Genomic DNA, 23938 nt, shown 5'->3' with positions numbered 1-23938 from the left:
TGGTACCTTACTGAAATACAGATTTACTTCGACGGGCCAGACGGTGTTGCCGGTTTCCGGTACCGGAATAATTTCAGGAATATTTTGTTGCAGGTTTTGTGGCGCACACCGGATATTGGCGGGGATTAATTCCAGACTATTAATGCACTCGTTGCCCCAACTATCCCAGCCATCGGCCTGTGTTCTGGCAAACAGTTCTATGCGGGGAATGTCACCCAGCAGCTGAACCAACAGATCACGGAAAATATCAGGCTTCGCACTATGCTCTCCCCGTGGGGCTGTCTGGTGCTGGCAAATAGCGGCATTCAGGCGTTCAGGTAACCGGCCTTTCACAGCAAACAACACATCTTCACTGTTGGCGCGGGTCATGTGTCCCATACCGATCGCACTGTTGCCCTTTCTCTTGTTGGTCTTGTGCCAGGTAAACCCTTTCATGGTCATCAACCTAAAGCCCCAAGACTCAACAACTTTTAACGCTTCGATAGGTTGAGTTGGTACCCACCACATCGCCAGTAAACAGGATTCACCAGCCAGCTCCCACACGGGCAAACGGCAAATGTCAGCAAGGTTCATGGTCTGATATTTAAAGTCAACGCCACGGTTTCCGCTCTGGGCTTTATCCCGATAGGACCACGGCGGATCAGCGTAAATAATTTGATAAGTCATACTGCAACCTCCCCACCAATGCGCTGGCTGCATTCTTTCCATAGGGCATTCCACTTATTGACGCCAAAACCATTACCCATACCGCGCAAACCAAGTTTACTGGCTTCGTTGCTGACCATAGTTTCAAGTGGGGTTGGGTTACGAACAGGTAAGCCTGAGCCAATGAAACGCATATAGGCTTTATCGCGCAGAGTAGTATCGCCAGTGAGTAATTCCCCGTTAGCCTTAACCCATTTACCATCCTTGCGGACTGGGCGTCCGTGTGCATGCCAGCGGCTGGCACCTTCAAGGTAGCCGGGGAATTTAGTTGGCTGGAAAAGTGTTGTCGGACGTAGATACTCAGCCATATCCAGATCTGCAGCCCACTTCGCGTGGAGGTAATCAACCGTGAGTTTCAGCTCTTCAACGGTGAATTGCTCTTTCAGCCGGGCGCGGATGTTCTCCAGTGATGATTTGCTGGTCTGGTACCGAGATCCGGTAATCAGGTTCAAGTGTTTTAAAATGTCTTTGGCCTGATCAGTAATTTCGACTTCAGGGTCGGTCGCCATCGGCGGCTGACAGGTAGGTTTTATACTTGATGGATCAGGTGTTGATTTTACTGACGGATCGCCCCCAGATTCTGGCGGGTCAAAAGTGCCATTATTGCCAGATTCTGACCCATCAAATTTTGAGGCGTCAGATTTTGACCCGTCAGAATTTGAGGTGTCGGATTCTGACGCATGAGCGACAGCCCGAAGTTTAGAAACATTCAACTGGTATACGTTGCTGGCATTCCTGTTACCGGCGCGGCGCTGTTTCTTACTGAGCCAGCCGTCTGTTTCCAGCTCTGCCAGTGCAGTGCGGACGGTGCTTTCACCTGCCCCAATCTGGCGGGAAATCGTCGTCACTGACGGCCAGCAAACGCCCTCATCATTGGAAAAGTCAGCAAGACGAGCCATGATTGCCACTTTCGATATTTTCATACCCGCAGCCGCACAGCCGTCCCATACATAACTGGATAGCTTTACGCTCATACAACCGCCTTATATTCTTTTCTGAACCGCCGAATAGGGACTGAGCAGTCATGCTCATAATCCTCACGGCGAAAAATCACCTGACCAGTAGCGCTGTCGTAACCAATAACGTGAACGCGAATACCGCGCTTATCGTTGTAGTACCGATCAAGTAATTGGACAGGGTTGGTTGTGGTTGAGCCGGGGTTAATCATACGCGGCCCCACTTGCGGCAAACCGCACCCACAATTCCCCGCGCCCGGCTGTGGTTGCACGGTACCCACCGGCCCTTTATCATTCGTTCATACCGGAACGGACTGACACCAACGCAACGCAGTTGCGGAATAGAACGTTTAGCCGCTACAATGTTCATGCGTTAATTACTCCACACGTTTAGTTAATGCACCCGACGCCACAGACCGCGAATCTGTGGCGTCACCCCACAGCATCACCGTGACAGCAACAATCTCTGCAATAATCGACTGTGCTTTATACCCCTTAGCTTTCAGCCTCTTCGTTTCATCACGGTCTAAAACGCCATCTGACGTAAATTCGTTATGTGCACGACCAAAATCACCCAGCGCCATTAGCAGATCGTTAAACTTGATAAGTAGTTCTTCGTTACCAATGTCATTCACTTCCGGCAGTTTCACGAACACCCCACCAGCACGCTTACACATGGCTTCGGTAATATCGGAACGGCCTGAAATTGACTCCATTTCTACCGCCATGCCAAATGGCACTACCTGCCCACCTAACTGGCGCACCCGGTTACGAAGCGCATTCTCTGTACCGGACAAAGGACATAGCTGTTTTGCCATCGCTTCATACTTACCGGGCGTTTGAGTAATTAGTTGATGTATTGCATCGCTGATGTCTGGCTGAGTTGGAAAGTCTTTGTTATCCACAATGTTTCTCTCTCTTTGGTGGTTTAACTTAGGCCGCAGGTGCCGTAGTCTTTTTGTAAAGTGCAGGGTCGTATTTCAAATCACCTTTAGTTATCTTTTCCACTTTTAGCGCCTGTTTCTCAGGGATGATTTCACCCCAGCGACATACTGCGGGATGGCTGATATTTAGAGCTGATGCTGTTTTCGCTACGCCTCCAAAATAATCAGTAACTAATATCTTTTTCATGCTCACTCCTGTAGTTGGTTACAAAACAAAGGTAACAAAAGGTACATGCAAGAGCAAACACTTTTCACATCGAACTCATGTAACATTGGTTACATGAAAAGTGAAATGAATGAGAGAATTCGTTCTCGGCGGTTACAGCTAGACATGACTCAAGCAGGGTTAGCTAAAATGCTTGGGGTTAGTCGCGTCTCCGTTACCAAATGGGAAACTGGTGTAACTAAACCGGATGGTGAGAATCTTCACCAATTGGCTATTGTTTTATCTACTACACCTGAATGGCTTTTATATGGGACAGGGGATAACCCTAAAGATGATACAGTCCTTAAGCCTATTCCCTTGGTACCATTCGCAGTGCCTGTAATATCATCCGTACAGGCTGGGGAGTGGACAGATACAAACGCAGCAGCACGCCTATCTGATGTCATTGGGTGGTGTCACACAACAATGAAAGTTTCAGATGAAGCATTCGCATTGATAGTTCGCGGAGAGTCAATGACAAACCCGAATGGCCTGCCGACAATCCCAGAGGGTTCTAAGGTTATTGTAGAACCTCACTATGGCTCCCTTGATGAACTTTACGGAAAAATTGTTGTGGCGATCATAGATGGTACGGCTGAAGCTACAGTGAAAAAACTTGTTTGGGATGGCCCTAATCGTTACTTGATGCCTTTAAATCCAGCATTTAAGCCTATCGAAATAAACGGTAACTGCCGAATCATAGGAAGAGTCATCCAGGTTACTCAAGACCTCTAATTAAACCAAACATCTAAAGCCGGCATATGTCGGCTTTTTTTGTACCTGTCATTCTATAATTAAAATAAAATGTAACTTTGGGTACTCTTTGTGTTGACACACAAAGGTAACTTTAGGTACATTAAATCCATCAACAGCGAACAGGCAGGACGCCCACGTAGTAGCTGCCGGTGGCATACGAAACACCGGATGATTCGCTTAGTAGGGTTAATAGTGTGGAGTAATGGGAATGGATATCAGCAAAACTACTTTCAATATGGCTAAGCGTCGCGGTCTGGAAATAACCGTTGAAAAATTAGAAGGTGAAAGCGGTTGTTATACAGCGATTTGTTTTTGGGAGTCTAAGAACGATTGCGAATGGCTGTGTAGCTACCGCCTAAATGCTCAGAACCTAACCTGGAATGGCAATGTTTACCTGCCAAACCAAATCAAGGAAGAGCTGCCAGCAACAATTGAAAGTGAAACTGTACTTCGCTCAGTTATTCAGTTTATTGCAACCAGCCTGCACTTTTCTACAGCGGTGCATTGAGGTGAAAGTGGATCACGAAAAAGAGCTAAACGATAGCCAGCTATCAAAGCTGTTGGAGGCGGTTAACTTCGCAGAGAACCGCTTAAAAGCCACCGGTCGCAATATGACAATTCGCGAAATTGGAATCGAATTTGCAAATCATTGTGGAGATATAAAAGTTGAATTCTTATCTCGAGGTGATGGTGCGGCATTGCGAGCCTTAATGGGCATGGCATCTGGCTGTGACCGGAAATCAACCAGGCGGAATATGAACGCCTTAAGAAAGGTCTTGGAAAAGGAATGTCGCTTGCGTTCAAAGGCTAAGCCAGTCTTGACAGTTAGAGGTAAGAACACTGAGCAGGCACTTTAATAGGGGTAAGTGATGATTATAGCCATCACCGATATGAGCAAAGTTAAGCTCGGCAGCCGCCCTTTTCACTCAGAGAGAAGCACACCGGGCGGGTTTTCCCTTTAAACCTGTACAGTATAAAGCCCCCGGATCGGTGTTCTTCTCTGTGTGTGGAGTAACTAACCTGCAGTGTAAGCTGCATAACAGAGGATCACCCCGATGAGCGAAGAAAGAAAAACAGTGGTGCCGGAATTTCTTGGTGAGCTGGATGCAGGTATTTTCGAAAATAAAATATCAGCTGCTTTAAATGCTGCCGCGTTAGGCGTTCTAAATAATGGCGGCAAAGGCAAGGTAACCATTGAATTTGATCTATCTCGCATGAGTAATTCAATGGAAGAAAAGCGCGTCATGATCAGCCATAAGCTGAAATTCACCACCCCTACTCCGCGCGGTAAGTCCTCCGAAGAAGATACCACCGAAACGCCTATGTATGTTGGCAAAGGCGGCAAGCTGGCAATTATGCAAGAAGATCAGGGGCAGTTATTCACAATTAATGGTGAGTCTGATGGGAAATTAAAAACCGTTAATTAATTTATTCGTCTTCACCAAGTTATTTTTATTAAGGACTTTATATGTCTCAACAATTAGATTCATCAGCTATCACTGAAATTCGCGATATGGTATTAGCGACATTAGTTGAACGGAAATTAGCTGATACAGATTGCGATACCATTGCTTTACCCGCTAGCGTCTCAGTTAAAAGCCTTGAGCAATTCAATCTTGAGCGCTACCGCTTCCGTGGTTCTATGGAAACCAGCAGCATTGATGAGTATGTAAAATATTCTTCTGGCTATGCTGGTGAAGGTGTTCGCTGTTTTATTGATGCTGATGAAATGCGCGCACAAACCATCTTTAATATTGGCACGTTATCTAATCCCGGACATGCGGATAACACAGCCAGTCTGTCACTCAAGAAAACGGCCCCATTCCGCGAACTGCTTAACATTGATGGCCGCAAACAGACTCAAAAAGAACTTGCTGAATGGCTGGAAGATTATCGTGAGTTCTTACTGGCATTTGATGCTGATGGTGTTGTGCTGGATATAAAGAAATCCGTGGGTGCAGTTCGCCGCATTACTATTGAACAGACAAGTTCAGCCGATCATGAAGACCAAGATTTCAGCGCTAAGCGTTCCATAATGGAAAGTGTTGAAGCAAAAAGCAAAGATGTTATGCCTGCTGCATTTGAATTCAAATTTATTCCTTATGAGGGATTAGGAGAGCGTCGTTTTAAATTACGCTATAGCATTCTCACGGGTGGTAATTTCCCAGTATTGGTATTGCGCATTGTTCAATTAGAAGCAGAAGAAGAAAAGATTGCCGTTGAGTTTTTGGAACTTCTCACCGGTAAATTTAAAGACGTAGAAATTGAAACTTTCATCGGTAAATTTAAAGCGTAATTAATTAAACCTTAACTTATTAGTGTCACTTCAAATATCCCAGCAATGGGGTATTTGGCGGGGTATTACCTAAAAACCGTGTGGAGTATATTTATGTCTTATATCACGACTTATTCAGGGCTGGACTTTGATTATCTAAAACCAGTCACCAGCAGTATTTGTATTGAAGATATCGCGCAGGCGTTATCACATGAATGCCGTTTTGCTGGTCACCTGCCTAATTTCTATAGCGTGGCCCAACATTGCTTGTTAATAAGCACGATTGTGCCAGAAGAATTTGCCCTTGAAGCTCTGCTGCATGATGCAACCGAGGCATATTGCAAAGATATCCCCTCACCTCTTAAACGCCTACTGCCTGATTACCAGGCTATTGAGCAGCAGGTCGATACCGTCATTCGTGAAACCTTTGGGTTGCCTGCCAAAATGTCCGAGGTCGTCCACTACTGCGATCTGGTGATGCTAACCACCGAGCGCCAAGAGTTGGACATCGATGATGGTAAAGAGTGGCCCATGCTGGCAGGTATTCCACCGGCAGAAATGGCAATAGTGCCAATGTCATCACGGGATGCTCGGATCGCTTTCTTGACTCGCTTCAAAGAGCTAACCGGGGCCATCCAATCATGATGTACGGCCTGTTTTTACTCGTCTGCTACACCTTCCAGCCGTGCCAGTACGAGCCTCAAGGCTACGTCTATCCGGATGATAAGAACTGCATGGCAGACCTACAGCAACAAGGCCTACCACCTGAATATGAATGCCTGCCGGTTGATGGCGTTCTCTATGCGAGGAAACAATGATGATCAAGACAATTACCGCCGCACCTGTTGAACGTGACGCTTTGGGTTTCTGGACTCATCCCGATTTCTTTGAGCCTGCAAATGGTAATGAGTTTGGTGTTGAAGGTGAATACGATGCGTGGAAAGCACTTAACCGTGTTACTGGCGCGATAGGTTGGATGGATAGCGAAGAAAATGCAGAAGAGCTTAAAGCTGCGTTCGACTCTGTTGGCTGTAATGTCAGCATGTGGCAACCCACTCCACCAGATGGCGATGGTTGGTTTATGGCTTCAATACATGACACAGAAGAGGGGCCAGTTTGTCTTTGGTTGCGCCCCATCGAATGCGATCCGGAAGCATTAGCAGCCCACAGAGAGCGTTGCCATCTTGAAGCATTAAAAACGGAGTTGTTCAATAAGCATCAAATTGCAGTTACGGCAGCGCATGAATACTTTGCAGCGTGTGATTTAGGTGAAGAGCGTGTTCTAGCCGGTGAAATCTATGATCGTCTACGTACGGCTACTAGGCGATAAGGGGAAAATCATGTCTAAAACAATAACGGTAAAAATGGCAAGGCCAAGTGAAGATGAAGTGGAATCTCTTTGGAAACTATTTCACGCCGCTGAAGCAGCGGAGGATCGCTGGAACAGGGAATCATCTGAGCAATTTTTAGAGCGTCTTGATGATCGAGAGATAAGTGATGAAGAACGCACGTTTATTGCCGTTGCCTGGGATTCACTTGTACAAGGCCACGGCGGTTTTGGGCGCTTCATGGGGGCATATAACACCCTTATATATAACTTCCAAGATCCAGACGCTGATCACGTTGCCACACATCCTAAATTTAATGCTCTACTCACTGAGTCTGAATTACTACCCGTGGTATTAGATGGCTATGCCGATGCAAGAAATACCATCGCAGAACTCAAGTCTGAACGTGACGCAGCACTTAACACCTGCACCTTGATTGCTGAGGCTCTTGGTATTACCGGGGCTGTGGCTGGTGACACTATTGCCAGAGTGCAACAGTTGGTTGGCGAGAATGCAGTGCTTACCGATAAGGCCGCCAGTGAGTTATCAAATGCATGGTTACTGCATCGCACCGTGATGGGTACACAAGCGGCTCTTTTCTGCATTACTCAAGGTAATTTAGGTCAAGCAAGGGAATGGCTTGAGGGTACTACTGACGAGGCTCAGTTGGAAATTCCAGATGGAATGGAGGTGAATGGATTACAAGGCTGGTTTGATGAAAATATGGCTGGTCATATAACTCACGCTAAAGCAGTAGAAATAATCAAATCGGAAACCCCAGCCACCACTCAGGCGATTAACGAGATAAAGGCGCAGGGTTCAATCGAATTTGCTGAATTCTTAAAGGTACAAGCTAAAGAGTCATTGAGTCGTGGTGATCACTATGTATTTGACCGACTTAATGCTCAAGCAGTAACCGCTGAAAGGTTCGCCGCCAGTCTGCGGGGAGGTGAGTGATATGGGCAAAGAAAAACGCGAAATAAAATGGCTGTGGTGCGCACGTTGTGACCATTCGCCAGTGATTGTGGAAACTGCGGCTCCAGTTGGAATGATTAACTTCAATGATAAAGCTAACTGTCCTAAATGTGGGTTGCAAGGCCACGCTGAAATAGACAGCCCAGAAGAAGCATATATCTGCTGGGATGAGCTTGAGGAGGCATGGTGAATAAGCATATAGAAGTCCTGCGTAGTGAGGCAGCAAATATCATTGGCCTTTTAACTGTCGATGGACATCAAACTTTCATCCTAGATAAAACTGCTGATTTCTTTGACGAAGTTTTCCGCGCTATCGAAGCGGCAGAGAAAGAACGTGATGAATTCCTGGCGGGTTATCAGCAAAACGAGCAGGTAAAACAGGAGCTATTCGCACAAAAAGACCTCTTAATCACGGCAAACCTGAATATTTCGCGACGCGCCGAGGCAGCAGAGGCGCAAGTCAGTGAGTTAAAAGTTGCCGCCTTAGTTCCGGGTGCTCTGCATTGTGCAAAGTGTAAATTCCAACTGACTAAAACCAATCTCTACATGAAATCCGGAACAACCGGCCCCGGCGATAACAAGACTGAGCCGTGTCCTAATGGTTGCGGCCCTTTATGGCCTGTGACGTGGAGGCAGTGGGCTTTTGATGCCAGTGCCGCAGCAGATAAGTATTTCGATGAATTGAAAGCAGCAGAGAAAGAGCGTGACGACCTGCTTAATCAGGAATTCCAGCAACGTTTAGCAAATGCAGAGCATCAGCTCTACATGAAGGATTTGGCAATTAATAACGTCAAAGCTAGCCGAAAGGCTCAGTTCAGGAAGCGCTTGGCTGTGGAAGATGAAAACACCGAATTGAAACAACGCGCAGAGGCAGCAGAGGCGCGGCTACTTGTGCCGGACTGGTTCCGATTAAGCCTACAGCGGAAATGATTGCAGCGGCAATGGAATGTGATGATGTGGTTTACGACATAGACGATGATTCTATTTTCTGCGTTCAGTTCGATGAAATTTACCGAGCCATGTTAGCCGCTGCACCTGAAAGCAATCCGGTTGAAGGGGGTGAGTAGTGCGATTTAAAACTGATACCGGCGAATATGCGTGGTTCTTTCCACGAGTGCGCCCAAACATTGGCACCCAAGTTAAAGCATGGGATGAGTCCGGGAATTATTTAGGGGTTGGAGTGGGGTCATATCGACGTAAAAGCGGGGGCGTGATTGTTGTTGATGGTAAATGCTATGACTCCAATCACGTTATTCATTGGCTTCCAGTTCCGGTTGAAGGGGGTGAGTAGTGGGAAAGGTATCTTATTTAAAAGACCTGACTGAAGCTTACATGGCCGAGCGAGTCAGCAAATGGGAGAAGTGCAATTCCCCCTATAAAAATAAGCCCCTCAACCGCTGGGTTGTGGTTATGAACGCGCATAATCGAAAGGTTATCCGTAAGCATCGTCGGTCTACAGGTAAATCAAACCGGTTGCGCTCTCGTCGTACAGCGCTAGGCATGGTTCGTAGTCTTAATTACTTAAATGCAATGTCAGAAATATGTCGCAGGAATCGACAGGCCCCCCCATATCGACACTATTTAGCTGAGGGCGTTGTATGAACAAGCTAACTGAGCAGCAACTACAGAAAATCGCTAATCCGGGTGCGTGCGATATCGGCGGCGCTCAAAGCCCTATCGTTACACAAATGGCGGCTGAGTTATTGGATTTACGCGCAGAACTGGCGGCAATTAAGGGGGAGCAGAAGCCATTACTACGGCATGTTTTCTCAATGCTGGTAAATGAATTGCGCGATGTACCAGCGATCGGCTGTAAGCGGGAATTAATTATTGGTGTGTTAAATCGTCACGGCGTTACTGCTAAACAGGTGAAATGATGAAACGAATCAGATTACCAACCGAGATATTAGTAGTGATAATTCTCACTCTGTTCTTTATATGCCTGGTTGTCTATGTAGTGGGTGATTTTATGAAGGGCGTTCAGGGATGACTACTTGAGTTACCAAATAATTTTAGTCACGGCCCGTTTGCGGTGGGCCTTTAAATAAACAGTGTGGAGGGGTTAATAATGGTAGATCTTACAGTTGTTGATTTGCCAAGCATGATACAGCTCCAAGCTAACGAGTGGGTGACAAAAGCTATTTTAAGCTCAATCACTGGCTTTAGCTTTGAGAAAATACGCTCATACCGCCAGCGCGGGTGGAGGCAGGGAAAGGAGTGGTTATTGGTTTCGCCAACAGGTACACCAAGCAAAACCAGTGAGGCGCTCTATAACGTCACTGCCATAAACCTATGGTTTGCTAATCAGGCTACAAAACAGCCAGCGGTATAATTCCCCATAAGGGCGAATCATGCAGAAGAAAATTATCTATCCCACCGGGGTGGAGAACCACGGTGGTTTTTTACGGATTTGGTTTATGTATCAGAATGAACGATTCCGTGAATCCCTCGGTATACCGGATACTCCCAAAAATAGAAAGATGGCCAGCGAGATGCGCCAGTCAATTGTTTACTCAATTAAAACGGGTTCATTTGATTACGCGCGTCAGTTTCCTGAATCACCAAACGCCCATCGGTTCGCCACCAATAGCACCCGAGAATTAAGCGTGAAAGCTCTATTTGATCGTTGGCTTGAGTTGAAGCAGCCAGAATTGTCACTTAACACCTTGCGGCGGTACAAAGTGAAACTGGAGACATGTGGTCGCATATTGGGCCAAAGTCGAATGATCAGCTCTCTTACCAGTGAAGATATTTTCGCGATGAGAAATGAACTGTTAACCGGACACCACCGGCCAGCAAGAAATAAGAAAGTGATACCTGTTGGTAGGACTGTGGCCACAGTTAACGATTATGTGATCTGTATGAAAGGCGCTGTAAAATTCGCGGTGGAAAGTGGCTATTTAAAAGAAGATCCCACCACATCAGTCAGTAAACTTAAGCGCGCCAGAGTCCGGCCAGACCCTTTATCGAGAGATGAATTCACTCGCTTTATTTCTGCCTGCCTAAATGAGCAGACCGCCAATATCTGGACAATTGCTGTCTATACCGGCCTTCGTCATGGGGAGCTTTGTGCATTGGCTTGGGAAGATATCGATCTGGAAGCTGGCACATTAACGGTTCGGCGGAACTGGACTAGTGTGAAACAATACACTTTGCCAAAAACTGAGGCCGGTACCGATCGCACTATTTTTCTGATGGAACCAGCGAAGGAAGCATTAAGAAAGCAACAGGCATTAACGCGGTTAAAACCCACCAGCAAAGTAAAAGTGTTGATGCGAGAGCATGGCAAAAGCCGTACAGATCTATGCACTTTCGTGTTCGATCCGAAGATAAATGCAAAAGGAAATAGAGCTGGTGAACGTTTTACACCAACTGCTCTAGCTGATAGCTGGGATCGGGCAGTGAAACGGGCTAAACTGCGACATCGAAATGCATACCAATCGCGCCATACTTTCGCGTGTTGGTCATTATCCGCTGGGGCGAACCCTGCATTTATTGCAATGCAAATGGGACACACCTCGGCACAAATGCTGTTTAGCGTCTACGGTGATTGGATGCCGGATCATAATGCTGACCAGCTTGCGTTGCTAAACGCAAAGTTAGGCTCTAATGCCCCATACATGCCCCACACAAAAAGTGGGACATCATAAAAACCAGTTATAGCGAGGGTTAGCGCAACGTGGCTCAATACGTCTATTCTATGCATCGTGTCGGCAAAGTTGTTCCGCCGAAGCGGCATATTCTGAAAAACATCTCCCTGAGTTTCTTCCCTGGGGCCAAAATTGGTGTGCTGGGTCTGAACGGCTCCGGTAAATCGACTCTGCTGCGCATTATGGCGGGCATTGATACCGACATTGAGGGCGAAGCTCGCCCGCAACCCGGTATCAAAATTGGCTATCTGCCACAGGAACCCAAGCTGAACCTTGAACAAACGGTGCGCGAATCAGTTGAAGAAGCCGTCGGTGAAGTGAAACGCGCGCTGACTCGTTTGGATGAGGTTTATGCGCTGTATGCCGATCCTGATGCCGATTTCGATAAGTTGGCCAAAGAGCAAGGTGAGCTGGAAGCGATTATTCAATCCCATGACGGCCATAATCTGGATAACCAGTTAGAACGCGCCGCGGATGCTTTGCGCCTGCCACCTTGGGATGCAAAAATTGCCAATTTGTCCGGTGGTGAACGCCGCCGTGTGGCCATTTGCCGCCTGCTGTTAGAAAAACCAGACATGCTGCTGCTGGATGAACCAACCAACCACTTGGATGCCGAATCCGTGGCTTGGCTGGAGCGCTTCCTGCATGATTACGAAGGCACCGTGGTCGCCATCACCCATGACCGTTACTTCCTCGATAACGTGGCGGGCTGGATTCTGGAACTGGACCGTGGTGAGGGTATTCCATGGGAGGGCAACTACTCCTCATGGCTGGAGCAAAAAGATGCCCGACTGGCACTGGAAGCCTCTTCTGAAGCTGCACGTCGTAAATCTATTGAGAAAGAGCTGGAATGGGTGCGTCAGAATCCCAAAGGCCGTCAGGCGAAAGGTAAAGCGCGTCTGGCTCGCTTTGAAGAGCTTAACAGTGTTGAATACCAAAAACGCAATGAAACCAGTGAGTTGTTTATTCCACCTGGCCCACGTTTAGGTGACAAAGTGCTGGAAGTTGAGCATCTGAGCAAGTCTTACGGTGACCGTGTTCTGATTGATGACTTGACCTTCTCACTGCCTAAAGGGGCAATTGTCGGGATTATCGGGCCGAACGGCGCGGGTAAATCAACCCTGTTCCGCATGTTATCAGGCCAAGAGCAGCCAGATTCCGGTACCATTTCACTGGGTGATACTGTGTTATTGGCCTCAGTTGATCAGTTCCGTGACAACATGGATGACAGCAAAACCGTGTGGGAAGAAGTCTCCGGCGGCCAAGACATCATGAAGATCGGCAACTTTGAAATTCCAAGCCGTGCCTATGTTGGCCGCTTTAACTTTAAAGGTATTGATCAAGGCAAACGGGTGGGTGAGTTGTCCGGTGGTGAACGCGGCCGTATTCATCTGGCTAAATTGCTGCAAGTGGGCGGTAACATGTTGCTGCTCGATGAACCGACCAACGACTTAGACATCGAAACCCTGCGCGCACTGGAAAACGCCTTACTGGAATTCCCGGGTTGTGCCATGGTTATTTCCCATGACCGTTGGTTCCTTGACCGAATCGCCACCCATATCATTGATTATCAAGATGAGGGCAAAGTGGCATTCTTCGAGGGTAACTTTACTGAATACGAAGAGTGGAAAAAACGCACTCTGGGTGCCGAAGCACTGGAACCACACCGTATCAAGTATAAGAAAATGACCAAGTAGTTTTGCATTTTATCTTAGCTAACGGCCTGCCATTGCAGGCCTTTTTAATATGTAAACGGCGCATCATTTAGGATATTTCCAGCCCCTGCACATAATCCTCAAATACCGGGTGCCCAATCACCACATCAATAAAGCAGCTCAGTGCCGGGGAGTTCAGCTTGCGGCTCGGGTAGACCAAATACAGTTCATTGCCCTCGGCTTGCCATTGCGGCAATACTTCAATCAATTGGCGGCTTGCCACCACCTCACGACTCAAAAATGCGGGCAGCAGTGTCACTCCGCCACCACTCAGCGCGCACTCACGGGCATACAGCAAGTTATCGGTCACATGCAGCGCGGGAAGCTGCCAGCGATAGAACTCATCCGCACGGCGTAAAATCAGTGCCTGCCAAGCCCGGTGGGCGATGCAGCGATGAGTATCCAGTTGGCGCGGATGCAATAAGGGCGGGTATTGAGCCAAATAAGCCGGGGAAGCCAATAGATAGCGAGGAGCATACCCCAGCCGCCGGCCAATCAGTGACGAATCCTGTGGTTTGCCGGTACGCAGCGCCACATCAAAGCCCTCCTCGACCAAATCCACCATGGTATCCGACACTAAAACCTCCAATACCACATCCGGGTATTGCCGCTGAAAATCTGTCGCCAAACGCGCCAGTAAGGTTGCGCCCAGCCCCGCCGGTGTTGAAATACGCAAGCGCCCACTGGGGTTATCTTTCAGGCGTTGCAGTGCTAAGTCCGCGCGCTCGGCGGCTTGCAGCATCTCCTGACAGTGCACCAGATAGCGCTCACCGGCAAAAGTCAGGTTCAGTTGCCGGGTAGTTCGATTGATCAAACGAATCCCCAGGTTTTGCTCTAACTGGCTGATCCGCTGGCTGACGCTAGATTTAGGCAAACCCACTATTGCAGCGGCACGGGTGAAACTGCCGCATTCAGCAACGCGTGCGAACAGCGCCATATCCTGAAGTTGCTTAAACATGATTGTTTGCCTTAGACGAACACTGCGTTAGTGATTGTCCATCTTATCACTCCGCTCGGATAGGTCTAGACTCAATAGATAAACTCAACAGCAGCAGGAACATCACCATGTCAATGAAAGCCATTGCGGTAAACCCACAACAACCAACTGATTTTATTGAAATCAGCTTAGATTCCCTTGCGCCAGGCCCATTTGATTTACTGGTTGAGGTTAAAGCCGCCTCCATCAATCCGGTTGATACCAAGGTGCATAACGGCCTGAAAAAAAATGGTTTGCAACAGCCGCGTATTCTCGGTTGGGATGCCGCGGGTGTGGTGGTCAGTGTCGGCGAGCAAGTCACCGGTTTTCGTGCCGGTGATGAGGTTTGGTATGCCGGTGATATCACTCGCCCCGGCAGCAACGCCACCCAGCAGTTGGTCGATGCGCGTATCGCCGCCCAAAAACCGCGCGCCCTTAACTGGGCACAGGCCGCCGCCCTGCCATTAACCGCGCTCACTGCGTGGGAAGCATTGTTCGAACACCTGAAAATTCAACAGGCTAGCGCGGGCCAAAACCTGCTTATCATCGGTGGGGCCGGTGGTGTCGGCTCATTAGCCATCCCTCTGGCCGCATTGCGCAGCCCAGTCAAAGTGATTGCGACCGCATCCCGCCCAGAGTCCGCCACCTGGTGTCTTGAACGCGGTGCCGACCTAACAGTGGATTATCGTGACCTGAAAGCGCAGCTAGCAAAAGAAGGTATCGATAAAGTCGATTATATTCTTTGCTTGAATGATACAGACGGTCACTGGCCCGCCATCAGTGAATTGATCGCCCCGCTGGGGCAAATCTGTACCATCGTGGAAAATGAAAAGCCGCTGGATCAAAATCAATTGAAACTAAAAAGTGCGGCCCTGCATTGGGAATTTATGTTCACTCGCAGCATGTTCTCTACACCGGATATCGCCCAGCAAGGCGAAATTCTAAAGCAGGTCAGTCAGTTGGTCGACGAGGGAAAACTGCACGGGACACTGAGTGAAACGCTGCATGGCCTGACAGTTGAAAATCTGCAAGCAGCCCACGCGCAAGTCGCCGGTGGGCATATGCAGGGCAAGATAGTTATTGCTTACTAACTTCCCGCCCTCCCCGTGCTTCAGCCAATACTGATGGGCGGGCGAGTCTTTGTAGGTCGGCGGCTAATAACTGTTGCACCAGTTCGACACAGCGCAAGAAGCGCTCGTCGTAGTCCGCCGACTCCACATGAACGTATTCAATATTATTGCTGCGCAACATCTGCTCGAGTAAGGTTTGGAAAGATTTGCGCTCACGGTCACTGCCCAGGCTGCGCAAGCCATCAGCCACCCACGGCGTGTTGTTCTCCAGCAAAATCACCAGATCAAAGCGATATTCATCAATCAGCGCCTGAACAAATGGATGCTCCCGCCCTTCATATTTCTTACAAAATGCCTGCGTGGTGACAAAGTCAGTATCAATAAACGCCACTTTATTGGCATATTTCACTGCAAAATCAACATATTGAGCTTGCCCTAGCGCAATTTTGTCGTAATCGGAATATTGCAGCGCCATTTCATCGCCACCCAAATGAGAGAAAACATAGTCCCGGCCATATTCCCATGCACTGGTGGTATTGAAAATATTGGCTAACTTATTGACTAAAGTTGATTTTCCACTGGATTCGCCACCCAATATTGCCACCGTGCGCACAAAAAACGGCTTCACTTCCGTCGGGATATAATCCCAGTAGCGGAAAGGGTCACGGCGGATTTGGCGGCCACTGATATTCATAAAGGAGCGCTCGGGGTCAATCAAAATGGTTTCGATACCAAATTGTTCACGATAATGCGGTGCATCCTGACTTTCACTGGAATAGATAAAACTCGGCACAATCCCCTTTTCCGCCATGAATTTTTTCACGCCATGGCTCCACACATCCCAGCCATGAGGATAAGGCTCAATGCCATGCTCATCAAATGAGTGAATATGGATATTTTTCTGATACTTAAAGGTTTGTAACAACCAACGTAAGCGGTCACTGACAGTTGGCTGCTGTGACATAGAACTGTTCTCGAACAGCTCGCGATCACGGGGTTCATCAAAACAAAGAATAATATGCAGCTCATCGACCTGGCTACAGGCGCGCTGAATAAGATAGATATGGCCGGTATGCAGTGGGTAAAATTTACCAAACACCACACCGACCTTTTTCTCACGACGCGGAAACTCTAGCTCAAGGTAACGGTGCAAGGCCTCAAGCTTTTGTGCACTGGGGCTTTTGATTTTGTCATTGAGTAACTGGCTTAAATACCCTTTGGTCATGCCGCTGGCATCGGCCACCTGCTGTAAGGTACAGCCTTTTTGCTTAATTGCTGTTTTGAGATAATCAAACTGCAGCATACCGCCTCCTTGTTTAGCGCACTAAACAAAAATAACACAGTATACCGCGCGATTAACACGACTAAATGCAGCGCTACAAATCTTCCAACACCGCCAGCGCATCGGCCAGCTTTTTCACCCCAAAAACCTGCATATTGGGCAGCGGTTTCTTCGGCATATTGGCATAAGGGACGATGGCGCGTTTAAAACCATGCTTGGCCGCCTCCGCAATACGCTCCTGACCACTGGGTACTGGGCGAATCTCGCCGGCCAACCCGACCTCACCAAATACCACTAAATCTTGGGGGAGCGGGCGGTCACGTAAGCTGGAGACCAGCGACATCAGCAAGGCCAGGTCAGCACTGGTTTCGCTGACTTTCACCCCGCCCACCACATTGACAAATACGTCTTGGTCCGCCATCTGCAAGCCACCATGACGGTGCAATACCGCCAACAAAATTGCCAGCCGATTTTGCTCTAGACCGACGGCCACCCGGCGCGGGTTCGACATCATCGAGTGGTCTACAAGCGCCTGAATTTCAACCAATAACGGGCGAGTTCCCTCCCACACCACCATCACCGAACTGCCGGATGTCACTTCATCACCACGGCTGAGGAAAATCGCCGACGGATTACTGACTTCGCGCAGACCTTGCTCGGTCATGGCGAATACGCCCAATTCATTGACGGCACCAAAGCGGTTTTTGTGGCTACGTAAGGTGCGAAACCGCGAGTCACCATCGCCGTCGAGCATCACCGAGCAGTCAATACAGTGCTCCAAGACTTTCGGCCCCGCCAGCGAGCCATCTTTGGTCACATGGCCCACCATCACGATGGCGACACCACGGGTTTTGGCAAAGCGGGTAAGATAAGCCGCGGTTTCTCGCACTTGCGCCACACTGCCCGGCGACGATTGGATATCCGCCATGTGCATCACCTGGATTGAGTCAATCACCATTAGCCGGGGCTGTTCTTGTTCGGCAATCAGGCAAATTTGCTCAATACTGGTCTCAGACAGCATGTTCAGGCCAGCAGTGGGTAACCCCAGACGATGCGCGCGCATCGCCACCTGCTGCAATGACTCTTCGCCGGTGACATACAGGGTTTTCATGTTTTCGGAAAGTTTGCAGAGCGTTTGCAGCAATAGGGTACTTTTCCCCGCCCCGGGATTCCCACCAATCAGTATGGCGCTGCCCGGCACCACTCCGCCGCCCAGCACCCGGTCAAATTCCAGAAAACCGGTGGAGAAACGCGGTAATTCTGCCAGACTGATGTCGGATAATTTCTGTACCCGACTCACGCCAGCATCACCGGCATAGCCGCCAAAACGCTCATTACGGGCCGAGGATGTTGCTGCTGCCAGCCGCATTTCAGTAATGGTATTCCATGCGTTACAGGCGCTGCACTGCCCCTGCCAACGCGGGTAATCAGCGCCACATTCATTACAAACGAATGCCCGTTTTGGTGCTTTAGCCACGTTTCACCTCAATATAACGGTCTAACAGTCAATGTAAAAAACCAATACAGACATGCCCATTTTATCGTTCAAAGTCTGCCGAGGTAGCCTGATCATCAACTCAAATAGGCGTCATTGTTGCAGACAGTTTGAATGCGGACAGCGCGCAAAAACCGGAGCGTACATGAAGTACGTGAGGATTTAGAGCACTGCCCAAATTCAAAATGGCAAATAAAATAGCTTATTTTAGCGTTCTTCGTGCTTAAGACTGCCGGTCAGGATACACAGCACACTCAGCAAATCGCCGTGACGGATAGCCACTTTGGCTTTGGCATAAACTTTCGGCTTGGCATGGAAGGCCAGGCCCAGACCGGCGGCTTGCATCATTTTCAGGTCATTGGCACCATCACCAATGGCCACAGTTTGCGCTATCGGGATATTCAGTTTTTCCGCCAATTTGAGCAGTATGTCTGCTTTGTATTGCGCATCAACAATTGGCCCCAGCACTTTGCCGGTGAGTTTGCCGTCTTTGATTTCAAGCTCATTGGCCGCCACTTCCACCAGCCGTAATTTGTCACGCAGGTATTCGGCATAATAGGTAAAACCGCCGGAGGCAATGGCGACATGCCAATCCAGTGCTTGAAGTTTGCGCACTAAGCTGGTCAGCCCCGGCATCAGTGGCAATTCGTCCCGCACCTGTTTGAGGATATTGGCATCAGCCCCTTTGAGGGTCGCCACGCGCTGGCGCAGACTGGCCGAGAAATCCAACTCACCTTGCATAGCGCGCTCAGTGACGGCCGCCACTTCCTCACCGACACCGGCCAGTTTGGCAATCTCATCAATACATTCGATTTGGATGGCGGTGGAATCCATGTCCATCACCAATAAACCCGGGGTGCGCAAATGGGGAATCGCGCCCAATGGCGCAACATCCAGCCCATTGTCATCGGCCAGGGTTTTAATTCTGGGGGTCAAGCTGCCCGCCAGGCGAATCACCTGATAATCTTCCACACACCACGCGGAGACAATCACCATTGCCGCCCCCAATTGGCGTTGGAAGTGGGTAATGCGCTTTTTATCCAGTTTTCTGCCGTATAACAGCCAACCTGTATGACCAGCACGATAATCCAGTGGCATAACTTCATCACCGCTGAGTGAAAGTGGTAGACCCGGCCATTGGTAGATCTCTGCGGGAAGATCGCAATAGGTCAGACTATTAGACATGAATGACTCCTGTAGAAAACGGGGTAAAGGCAAGACAAAAGGACGCATCAAGCTATCCTATCGCCCTGGCTTCTGGCAACATAAAGTCACCGATTCTTGCAAGGAACCTGCATGGCGAAGGCCAAATTAAAATTTCGATTGCACCGTACCGCTATTGTGCTGATTTGCCTGGCATTGTTAGTCTTGCTTATGCAAGGTGCATCCTATTTCAGCCTCAGTCATCAACTGGCCCGTTCGGAGCAGGTTGAAGAACTGGCGAAAACACTGGCAAGACAAGTCACTTTCAGCCTGTCATCTATTATGGATACCGGTGATGATGATATTGACAGCCAGAAGGTCGATGCCATTCTCCAGCAATTGACTCAATCCAGCCGCATCTTGGATGCCAGTGTATATCAGATTGACGGAACGTTGGTTGCCAGTGCCGGAGAGAACGTCAAAGTGCGTGACCGGCTGGCTTTGGATGGCAAACGCCCCGGCAGTTATTTCAATCACCAAATTGTTGAACTGATCCCCGGTAAAAGCGGGCCAACTGGGTTTCTGCGCATGACACTCGACACCCACGTGCTCGCAACAGAATCCAAGCAAGTGGATAATACCACCAATTTGCTGCGGCTGATGATACTGGTGGCTTTGGCGGTGGGCATTATTCTGGCGCGGACTTTACTGCAAGGGCGCCGTAGCCGCTGGCAACAATCACCTTATTTGCTCACGGCCAATACGCCAGTGAAAGAGGATGAGAGTGATGATGAGCCCGCTGAATTAGACAAGAAACGCGAGGATGTCCCCTAATAGATGCAGCGGCAGAAATTCTGCCGCTGAATAGGGATAGAGATAAACCGAGTGCGGCGTTACTCTTTATCGCCCAGTAACACTGATTCCAATGCAATCTCAATCATGTCATTGAAGGTGGTTTGGCGCTCAGCGGCGGTGGTTTGTTCACCGGTGCGGATATGGTCAGATACGGTACAAATAGTCAGGGCTTTGGCACCAAACTCAGCCGCAACACCATAGATACCAGCAGCTTCCATTTCGACCCCCAGAATGCCGTATTTCTCCATAACATCAAACATTTGTGGGTCTGGCGTGTAGAACAAATCAGCAGAGAAGATGTTACCCACGCGCACGTCAATTCCCTTAGCTTTTGCGGCATCCACTGCATTGCGAGTCATGCCGAAATCAGCAATGGCTGCATAGTCGTGGTCTTTAAAACGCAGGCGGTTAACTTTGGAATCCGTACAGGCCCCCATCCCGATCACCACATCACGCAATTTAACATCAGCACGAACCGCGCCGCAGGAACCCACACGGATAATTTTCTTCACGCCAAAATCAGTGATCAGCTCTTTGGCGTAAATCGAGCAAGATGGGATCCCCATACCGTGGCCCATTACCGAGATCTTACGTCCTTTATATGTGCCAGTGAAACCCAGCATGCCCCGCACATTGTTCACTTCGCGCACATCTTTCAGGAAGGTTTCTGCGATAAACTTCGCACGCAGCGGATCCCCTGGCATCAGTACAACGTCAGCAAAATCACCCATTTCAGCATTAATATGTGGCGTTGCCATAATCACTTTCCTTAAAAATCATATAATTAAAATTTATATCACTGAACTGTTAGTGTTTTCATACACTCCCAATTCAGTAGAATTCTATCAATCAGAAAGCATAGATGAGTGCGGGCAGTTTGGGGGCGGCCAGCGCGCAAAAACCGGAGCATACACAAGGTATGTGAGGATTTTTAGCACTGCCCAACCCCAAAATGACACACTCGGCTTAGCCTTACAGCATATTCTTCCCGTAATCCATTGGGGAGAGGTCGAAATATTTGGCAACCGTCTGGCCGATATCCGCAAACGTCTCACGATGCCCCAGTGAACCCGGTTTCACTTTCGGGCCATAAACCAAGACCGGAATATGCTCACGAGTATGGTCAGTGCCCGGCCAGGTTGGGTCACAGCCATGGTCAGCAGTTAGGATCAGAATGTCATCCTCCTGCACCAGCGCCATCAATTCTGGCAAGCGGCGGTCGAACAACTCCAGCGCAGCAGCATAACCGGCGACATCACGACGGTGGCCATATGAAGAGTCAAAATCAACAAAGTTAGTGAACACGATGGTGTTGTCACCGGCTTTTTTCATCTCTGCAATGGTGGCATCAAACAGGGCGTCCAGACCAGTGGCTTTCACTTTCTGGGTGATCCCGACATGGGCGTAGATATCGGCAATTTTACCAATAGAAACCACTTCACCGCCCTTCTCATCCACCAGCTTTTTCAGCATGGTTGGCGCTGGCGGCTCAACAGCCAGGTCATGGCGGTTACCGGTGCGCTGGAAGTTACCCGGCTTATCACCAATGAATGGGCGCGCAATCACTCGGCCAATATTGTAACCGCCCTCCGTCAACTCTTCGCGGGCGATTTCACACAGCTCATACAGGCGGTCTAGGCCAAAAGTCTCTTCATGGCAAGCAATTTGGAATACTGAGTCCGCAGAAGTATAGAAAATCGGTTTCCCGGTTTTCATGTGCTCTTCACCCAGTTGGTCAAGGATGACGGTGCCAGAAGAGTGGCAGTTGCCCAAATAGCCCGGTAAATTAGCGCGTTTGACCAGTTTATCCAGTAATTCTTGCGGGAAACTGTTTTCCACATCACTGAAATAGCCCCAGTCGAACAACACCGGTACACCGGCAATTTCCCAGTGACCTGATGGCGTATCTTTACCAGAAGATAACTCACTGGCATAGCCATAAGCACCAATGATATCGGCATTCTTATCCAACCCTACCGGGAATTTACCGCTAGATTCTTCAGCAGCTTTACCCAGCCCTAAGCGGCTGAGGTTAGGCAGTTTCAATGGGCCACTACGGCCAACATCGGCTTCACCACGGGCACAGGCCTCGGCGATATGGCCTAATGTGTCAGCCCCTTCGTCGCCAAATTTCTTAGCATCAGCGCTGGCACCAATACCAAATGAGTCTAATACCATAATAAATGTACGTTTCATCATTTTCTCCTGCAGAGGTTCACACGCAGTGTGGCACCTTTAAAGTATGGCGTTTATTCAGTAATACGGCGATAAACCACCGGGGTTTCTTCCGGCGCTTTATCACCCAAAGTCATTGCTGCGCGAACCGCATCTGCCGCCAGTTGCCAATCATCTTCATTATTGGCATGAATCACTGTTAAGGGATGTTGGCTGTCAACATGGGCACCCAGACGGGCCATATCGGTCAGGCCTACACTGTAATCAATCGGATCCGTTGCCCGTCGACGGCCACCGCCCAGGGAAACCACCGCCATACCTAAGGCGCGGGTATCCATGGCGGTGATGATTCCGGGGCGTTCAGCAAATACCGGCTTGCTCAACATCGCGGCGGGCAAGTAGCTGTCGTAGCGCTCGACAAAATCGCTCGGACCTTTTTGCGCGGCCACCATGCGGCCAAAGACTTCCGCCGCTTTGCCATTGTCCAATACCGCTTGCAGCTTGGCGCGAGCATCGGCGTCATCTTGTGCCAACCCACCAGACAACAGCATTTCGACACACAGCGCCATGGTCACTTCCAGCAGACGCGGGTTACGATACTCGCCCGTCAGGAAACGCACCGCTTCGCGCACTTCAACCGCATTACCGGCACTGGAAGCCAACACCTGATTCATGTCCGTCAACAATGCGGTAGTTTTGCAACCCGCACCATTGGCCACACCGACAATCGCCTGCGCCAAATCTTCAGATAGTTGATAAGTCGGCATAAAAGCACCCGAGCCCACTTTGACATCCATCACCAGCGCATCCAGCCCCTCAGCCAGCTTTTTAGCCAGAATAGAGGCGGTAATCAGTGGGATGGAATCCACCGTGGCGGTAATATCGCGGGTGGCATAAAAGCGCTTATCCGCCGGTGCCAATGAGCTGGTTTGGCCGATGATGGCAACGCCAACATCCTGAATAATTTTGCGAAATGCGCTATCGTCAGGAAAAATATCAAAATCAGGAATAGCTTCAAGCTTGTCGAGGGTGCCGCCAGTATGACCCAAACCACGGCCCGAAATCATCGGCACGTAGCCGCCGCAGGCCGCCACCATAGGGCCGAGCATCAAGGAAGTGACATCCCCCACACCGCCAGTGGAATGTTTGTCCACCAAGGGGCCATTGAGATTTAAGCTCTTCCAGTTCAGAACCGTGCCAGAATCGCGCATCGCCATCGTGAGCGCAACCCGCTCTGGCATGCTCATGTCGTGGAAATAAATGGTCATCGCCAGTGCTGCAATCTGCCCTTCGGAAACCACGTTATCGCGAATACCATTGATAAAGAAACGAATTTCTTCTTCACTCAGTGGTTGGCCGTCGCGTTTTTTACGGATAATTTCTTGTGCGAGAAACAAGGTATCCCCCTGCTTATGAAATAATAGCTGCACAGC

28 protein-coding genes and 1 pseudogene are annotated in these 23938 nt (G+C 49.2%); 17 read left to right on the top strand and 12 right to left on the bottom strand.

From position 1 onward, the window contains the following. Positions 1 to 120: 120 nt before the first annotated feature. From D5F51_RS03340 to D5F51_RS03320, 5 genes and pseudogenes are all read right to left on the bottom strand, one after another. A pseudogene (locus tag D5F51_RS03340) lies at positions 121 to 666 on the bottom strand (MT-A70 family methyltransferase); the annotation flags it as partial. Beyond that, complete coding sequence (locus D5F51_RS03335; protein WP_129195597.1) at positions 663 to 1679, bottom strand: conserved phage C-terminal domain-containing protein; 1017 nt, start codon at positions 1677 to 1679, stop codon at positions 663 to 665. The pseudogene D5F51_RS03340 and the gene D5F51_RS03335, both read right to left, overlap by 4 nt. Further along, positions 1676 to 1933: a DUF4222 domain-containing protein gene (locus D5F51_RS03330; protein ID WP_245994872.1), complete on the bottom strand. Its 258-nt coding sequence runs from the start codon at positions 1931 to 1933 to the stop codon at positions 1676 to 1678. The genes D5F51_RS03335 and D5F51_RS03330 overlap by 4 nt, the downstream gene beginning before the upstream one ends. Before the next feature lie 105 nt (positions 1934 to 2038). Continuing rightward, entirely contained in the window at positions 2039 to 2566 is a 528-nt protein-coding gene (locus tag D5F51_RS03325; RefSeq protein WP_129195596.1) for a YmfL family putative regulatory protein, read from the bottom strand. 28 nt (positions 2567 to 2594) lie between these two features. Then, the gene (locus D5F51_RS03320; RefSeq protein ID WP_019209652.1) at positions 2595 to 2792 is read right to left on the bottom strand and encodes a Cro/CI family transcriptional regulator; all 198 of its coding nucleotides are present in this window, start codon (positions 2790 to 2792) and stop codon (positions 2595 to 2597) included. 93 nt (positions 2793 to 2885) lie between these two features. Here D5F51_RS03320 and D5F51_RS03315 point away from each other — a divergent pair, with 93 nt between their 5' ends. From D5F51_RS03315 to ettA, 15 genes are all read left to right on the top strand, one after another. Beyond that, positions 2886 to 3545: a LexA family protein gene (locus D5F51_RS03315; protein WP_206197192.1), complete on the top strand. Its 660-nt coding sequence runs from the start codon at positions 2886 to 2888 to the stop codon at positions 3543 to 3545. A gap of 229 nt (positions 3546 to 3774) precedes the next feature. Next, the gene (locus D5F51_RS03310; RefSeq protein ID WP_129195595.1) at positions 3775 to 4074 is read left to right on the top strand and encodes a hypothetical protein; all 300 of its coding nucleotides are present in this window, start codon (positions 3775 to 3777) and stop codon (positions 4072 to 4074) included. A gap of 1 nt (position 4075) precedes the next feature. After that, positions 4076 to 4423 carry a hypothetical protein gene (locus D5F51_RS03305; protein WP_129195594.1) on the top strand — a complete coding sequence of 116 codons (348 nt, stop codon included), beginning with the start codon at positions 4076 to 4078 and terminating at the stop codon, positions 4421 to 4423. Between the two features lie 198 nt (positions 4424 to 4621). After that, positions 4622 to 4993 carry a hypothetical protein gene (locus tag D5F51_RS03300; protein ID WP_129195593.1) on the top strand — a complete coding sequence of 124 codons (372 nt, stop codon included), beginning with the start codon at positions 4622 to 4624 and terminating at the stop codon, positions 4991 to 4993. A gap of 41 nt (positions 4994 to 5034) precedes the next feature. Beyond that, positions 5035 to 5862, top strand: a complete 828-nt coding sequence (locus D5F51_RS03295; protein WP_129195592.1) for a YfdQ family protein — start codon at positions 5035 to 5037, stop codon at positions 5860 to 5862. A gap of 93 nt (positions 5863 to 5955) precedes the next feature. Further along, positions 5956 to 6486 carry an HD domain-containing protein gene (locus D5F51_RS03290; RefSeq protein ID WP_129195591.1) on the top strand — a complete coding sequence of 177 codons (531 nt, stop codon included), beginning with the start codon at positions 5956 to 5958 and terminating at the stop codon, positions 6484 to 6486. A gap of 169 nt (positions 6487 to 6655) precedes the next feature. Beyond that, positions 6656 to 7171, top strand: a complete 516-nt coding sequence (locus D5F51_RS03285) for a hypothetical protein (RefSeq protein ID WP_245994871.1) — start codon at positions 6656 to 6658, stop codon at positions 7169 to 7171. A gap of 10 nt (positions 7172 to 7181) precedes the next feature. After that, positions 7182 to 8126 (top strand): hypothetical protein, encoded by a 945-nt coding sequence (locus tag D5F51_RS03280; protein ID WP_129195590.1) that lies wholly within the window; start codon positions 7182 to 7184, stop codon positions 8124 to 8126. A 1-nt stretch (position 8127) separates the two neighbouring features. Next, entirely contained in the window at positions 8128 to 8334 is a 207-nt protein-coding gene (locus D5F51_RS03275; RefSeq protein WP_129195589.1) for a hypothetical protein, read from the top strand. Continuing rightward, a complete protein-coding gene (locus D5F51_RS03270; protein WP_129195588.1) occupies positions 8328 to 9074 on the top strand; it encodes a hypothetical protein in 747 nt (248 codons plus the stop codon). Before D5F51_RS03275 ends, D5F51_RS03270 begins: the two co-directional genes overlap by 7 nt. 136 nt (positions 9075 to 9210) lie before the next feature. Beyond that, entirely contained in the window at positions 9211 to 9435 is a 225-nt protein-coding gene (locus D5F51_RS03265) for a hypothetical protein (protein ID WP_129195587.1), read from the top strand. 307 nt (positions 9436 to 9742) lie between these two features. Beyond that, the gene (locus D5F51_RS22680) at positions 9743 to 10021 is read left to right on the top strand and encodes a hypothetical protein (protein WP_245994868.1); all 279 of its coding nucleotides are present in this window, start codon (positions 9743 to 9745) and stop codon (positions 10019 to 10021) included. A gap of 191 nt (positions 10022 to 10212) precedes the next feature. Next, complete coding sequence (xisR, locus tag D5F51_RS03250) at positions 10213 to 10476, top strand: excisionase family protein (RefSeq protein WP_129195585.1); 264 nt, start codon at positions 10213 to 10215, stop codon at positions 10474 to 10476. A 19-nt stretch (positions 10477 to 10495) separates the two neighbouring features. Next, complete coding sequence (locus D5F51_RS03245; RefSeq protein WP_129195584.1) at positions 10496 to 11794, top strand: Arm DNA-binding domain-containing protein; 1299 nt, start codon at positions 10496 to 10498, stop codon at positions 11792 to 11794. Positions 11795 to 11823: 29 nt separating this feature from the next. Continuing rightward, the gene (gene ettA, locus D5F51_RS03240; RefSeq protein WP_087769450.1) at positions 11824 to 13491 is read left to right on the top strand and encodes an energy-dependent translational throttle protein EttA; all 1668 of its coding nucleotides are present in this window, start codon (positions 11824 to 11826) and stop codon (positions 13489 to 13491) included. Between the two features lie 67 nt (positions 13492 to 13558). Here ettA and D5F51_RS03235 read toward each other — a convergent pair whose 3' ends face one another. Next, a complete protein-coding gene (locus tag D5F51_RS03235; RefSeq protein WP_025379582.1) occupies positions 13559 to 14467 on the bottom strand; it encodes a LysR family transcriptional regulator in 909 nt (302 codons plus the stop codon). 107 nt (positions 14468 to 14574) lie between these two features. On the opposite strand from D5F51_RS03235, the gene D5F51_RS03230 reads away from it, so the two are divergent. Then, positions 14575 to 15576, top strand: a complete 1002-nt coding sequence (locus D5F51_RS03230) for a zinc-binding alcohol dehydrogenase family protein (protein ID WP_129195583.1) — start codon at positions 14575 to 14577, stop codon at positions 15574 to 15576. Here the strand turns inward: D5F51_RS03230 and nadR are convergent. From nadR to serB, 3 genes are all read right to left on the bottom strand, one after another. Further along, positions 15563 to 16858 carry a multifunctional transcriptional regulator/nicotinamide-nucleotide adenylyltransferase/ribosylnicotinamide kinase NadR gene (gene nadR, locus D5F51_RS03225; RefSeq protein WP_025379583.1) on the bottom strand — a complete coding sequence of 432 codons (1296 nt, stop codon included), beginning with the start codon at positions 16856 to 16858 and terminating at the stop codon, positions 15563 to 15565. The genes D5F51_RS03230 and nadR overlap by 14 nt on opposite strands. A gap of 73 nt (positions 16859 to 16931) precedes the next feature. Continuing rightward, positions 16932 to 18314 (bottom strand): DNA repair protein RadA, encoded by a 1383-nt coding sequence (gene radA, locus D5F51_RS03220; RefSeq protein WP_025379586.1) that lies wholly within the window; start codon positions 18312 to 18314, stop codon positions 16932 to 16934. A gap of 225 nt (positions 18315 to 18539) precedes the next feature. Next, positions 18540 to 19517 carry a phosphoserine phosphatase gene (gene serB, locus D5F51_RS03215; protein WP_025379587.1) on the bottom strand — a complete coding sequence of 326 codons (978 nt, stop codon included), beginning with the start codon at positions 19515 to 19517 and terminating at the stop codon, positions 18540 to 18542. Between the two features lie 111 nt (positions 19518 to 19628). Between serB and D5F51_RS03210 the strand changes: the two genes are divergently transcribed. Further along, positions 19629 to 20309 (top strand): YtjB family periplasmic protein, encoded by a 681-nt coding sequence (locus D5F51_RS03210; RefSeq protein WP_129195582.1) that lies wholly within the window; start codon positions 19629 to 19631, stop codon positions 20307 to 20309. Positions 20310 to 20368: 59 nt separating this feature from the next. On the opposite strand, the gene deoD is transcribed toward D5F51_RS03210, so the two are convergent. From deoD to deoA, 3 genes are all read right to left on the bottom strand, one after another. Beyond that, complete coding sequence (gene deoD, locus D5F51_RS03205) at positions 20369 to 21088, bottom strand: purine-nucleoside phosphorylase (protein WP_129195581.1); 720 nt, start codon at positions 21086 to 21088, stop codon at positions 20369 to 20371. 214 nt (positions 21089 to 21302) lie between these two features. Further along, on the bottom strand, positions 21303 to 22526 hold the full coding sequence (gene deoB, locus D5F51_RS03200; RefSeq protein ID WP_025379590.1) for a phosphopentomutase: 1224 nt from the start codon (positions 22524 to 22526) through the stop codon (positions 21303 to 21305). Between the two features lie 53 nt (positions 22527 to 22579). Beyond that, the gene (deoA, locus tag D5F51_RS03195) at positions 22580 to 23902 is read right to left on the bottom strand and encodes a thymidine phosphorylase (protein ID WP_129199152.1); all 1323 of its coding nucleotides are present in this window, start codon (positions 23900 to 23902) and stop codon (positions 22580 to 22582) included. Positions 23903 to 23938 lie beyond the last annotated feature (36 nt).

It is taken from the genome of Yersinia hibernica (assembly GCF_004124235.1).
GTDB lineage: Bacteria > Pseudomonadota > Gammaproteobacteria > Enterobacterales > Enterobacteriaceae > Yersinia > Yersinia hibernica.
The sequence above is the reverse complement of the archived record's forward strand: the minus strand, read 5'-3'. Positions and strand labels throughout refer to the sequence as shown.

Bases quoted from the DNA above. Each gene is read 5' to 3' on its own strand.
- D5F51_RS03335 (WP_129195597.1), bottom strand. From the start codon at position 1,679: ATGAGCGTAAAGCTATCCAGTTATGTATGGGACGGCTGTGCGGCTGCG.
- D5F51_RS03320 (WP_019209652.1), bottom strand. From the start codon at position 2,792: ATGAAAAAGATATTAGTTACTGATTATTTTGGAGGCGTAGCGAAAACA.
- D5F51_RS03315 (WP_206197192.1), top strand. From the start codon at position 2,886: ATGAAAAGTGAAATGAATGAGAGAATTCGTTCTCGGCGGTTACAGCTA.
- D5F51_RS03310 (WP_129195595.1), top strand. From the start codon at position 3,775: ATGGATATCAGCAAAACTACTTTCAATATGGCTAAGCGTCGCGGTCTG.
- D5F51_RS03300 (WP_129195593.1), top strand. From the start codon at position 4,622: ATGAGCGAAGAAAGAAAAACAGTGGTGCCGGAATTTCTTGGTGAGCTG.
- D5F51_RS03295 (WP_129195592.1), top strand. From the start codon at position 5,035: ATGTCTCAACAATTAGATTCATCAGCTATCACTGAAATTCGCGATATG.
- D5F51_RS03290 (WP_129195591.1), top strand. From the start codon at position 5,956: ATGTCTTATATCACGACTTATTCAGGGCTGGACTTTGATTATCTAAAA.
- D5F51_RS03285 (WP_245994871.1), top strand. From the start codon at position 6,656: ATGATGATCAAGACAATTACCGCCGCACCTGTTGAACGTGACGCTTTG.
- D5F51_RS03280 (WP_129195590.1), top strand. From the start codon at position 7,182: ATGTCTAAAACAATAACGGTAAAAATGGCAAGGCCAAGTGAAGATGAA.
- D5F51_RS03275 (WP_129195589.1), top strand. From the start codon at position 8,128: ATGGGCAAAGAAAAACGCGAAATAAAATGGCTGTGGTGCGCACGTTGT.
- D5F51_RS03270 (WP_129195588.1), top strand. From the start codon at position 8,328: ATGGTGAATAAGCATATAGAAGTCCTGCGTAGTGAGGCAGCAAATATC.
- D5F51_RS22680 (WP_245994868.1), top strand. From the start codon at position 9,743: ATGAACAAGCTAACTGAGCAGCAACTACAGAAAATCGCTAATCCGGGT.
- xisR (WP_129195585.1), top strand. From the start codon at position 10,213: ATGGTAGATCTTACAGTTGTTGATTTGCCAAGCATGATACAGCTCCAA.
- D5F51_RS03245 (WP_129195584.1), top strand. From the start codon at position 10,496: ATGCAGAAGAAAATTATCTATCCCACCGGGGTGGAGAACCACGGTGGT.
- D5F51_RS03235 (WP_025379582.1), bottom strand. From the start codon at position 14,467: ATGTTTAAGCAACTTCAGGATATGGCGCTGTTCGCACGCGTTGCTGAA.
- D5F51_RS03230 (WP_129195583.1), top strand. From the start codon at position 14,575: ATGTCAATGAAAGCCATTGCGGTAAACCCACAACAACCAACTGATTTT.
- nadR (WP_025379583.1), bottom strand. From the start codon at position 16,858: ATGCTGCAGTTTGATTATCTCAAAACAGCAATTAAGCAAAAAGGCTGT.
- serB (WP_025379587.1), bottom strand. From the start codon at position 19,517: ATGTCTAATAGTCTGACCTATTGCGATCTTCCCGCAGAGATCTACCAA.
- D5F51_RS03210 (WP_129195582.1), top strand. From the start codon at position 19,629: ATGGCGAAGGCCAAATTAAAATTTCGATTGCACCGTACCGCTATTGTG.
- deoD (WP_129195581.1), bottom strand. From the start codon at position 21,088: ATGGCAACGCCACATATTAATGCTGAAATGGGTGATTTTGCTGACGTT.
- deoB (WP_025379590.1), bottom strand. From the start codon at position 22,526: ATGAAACGTACATTTATTATGGTATTAGACTCATTTGGTATTGGTGCC.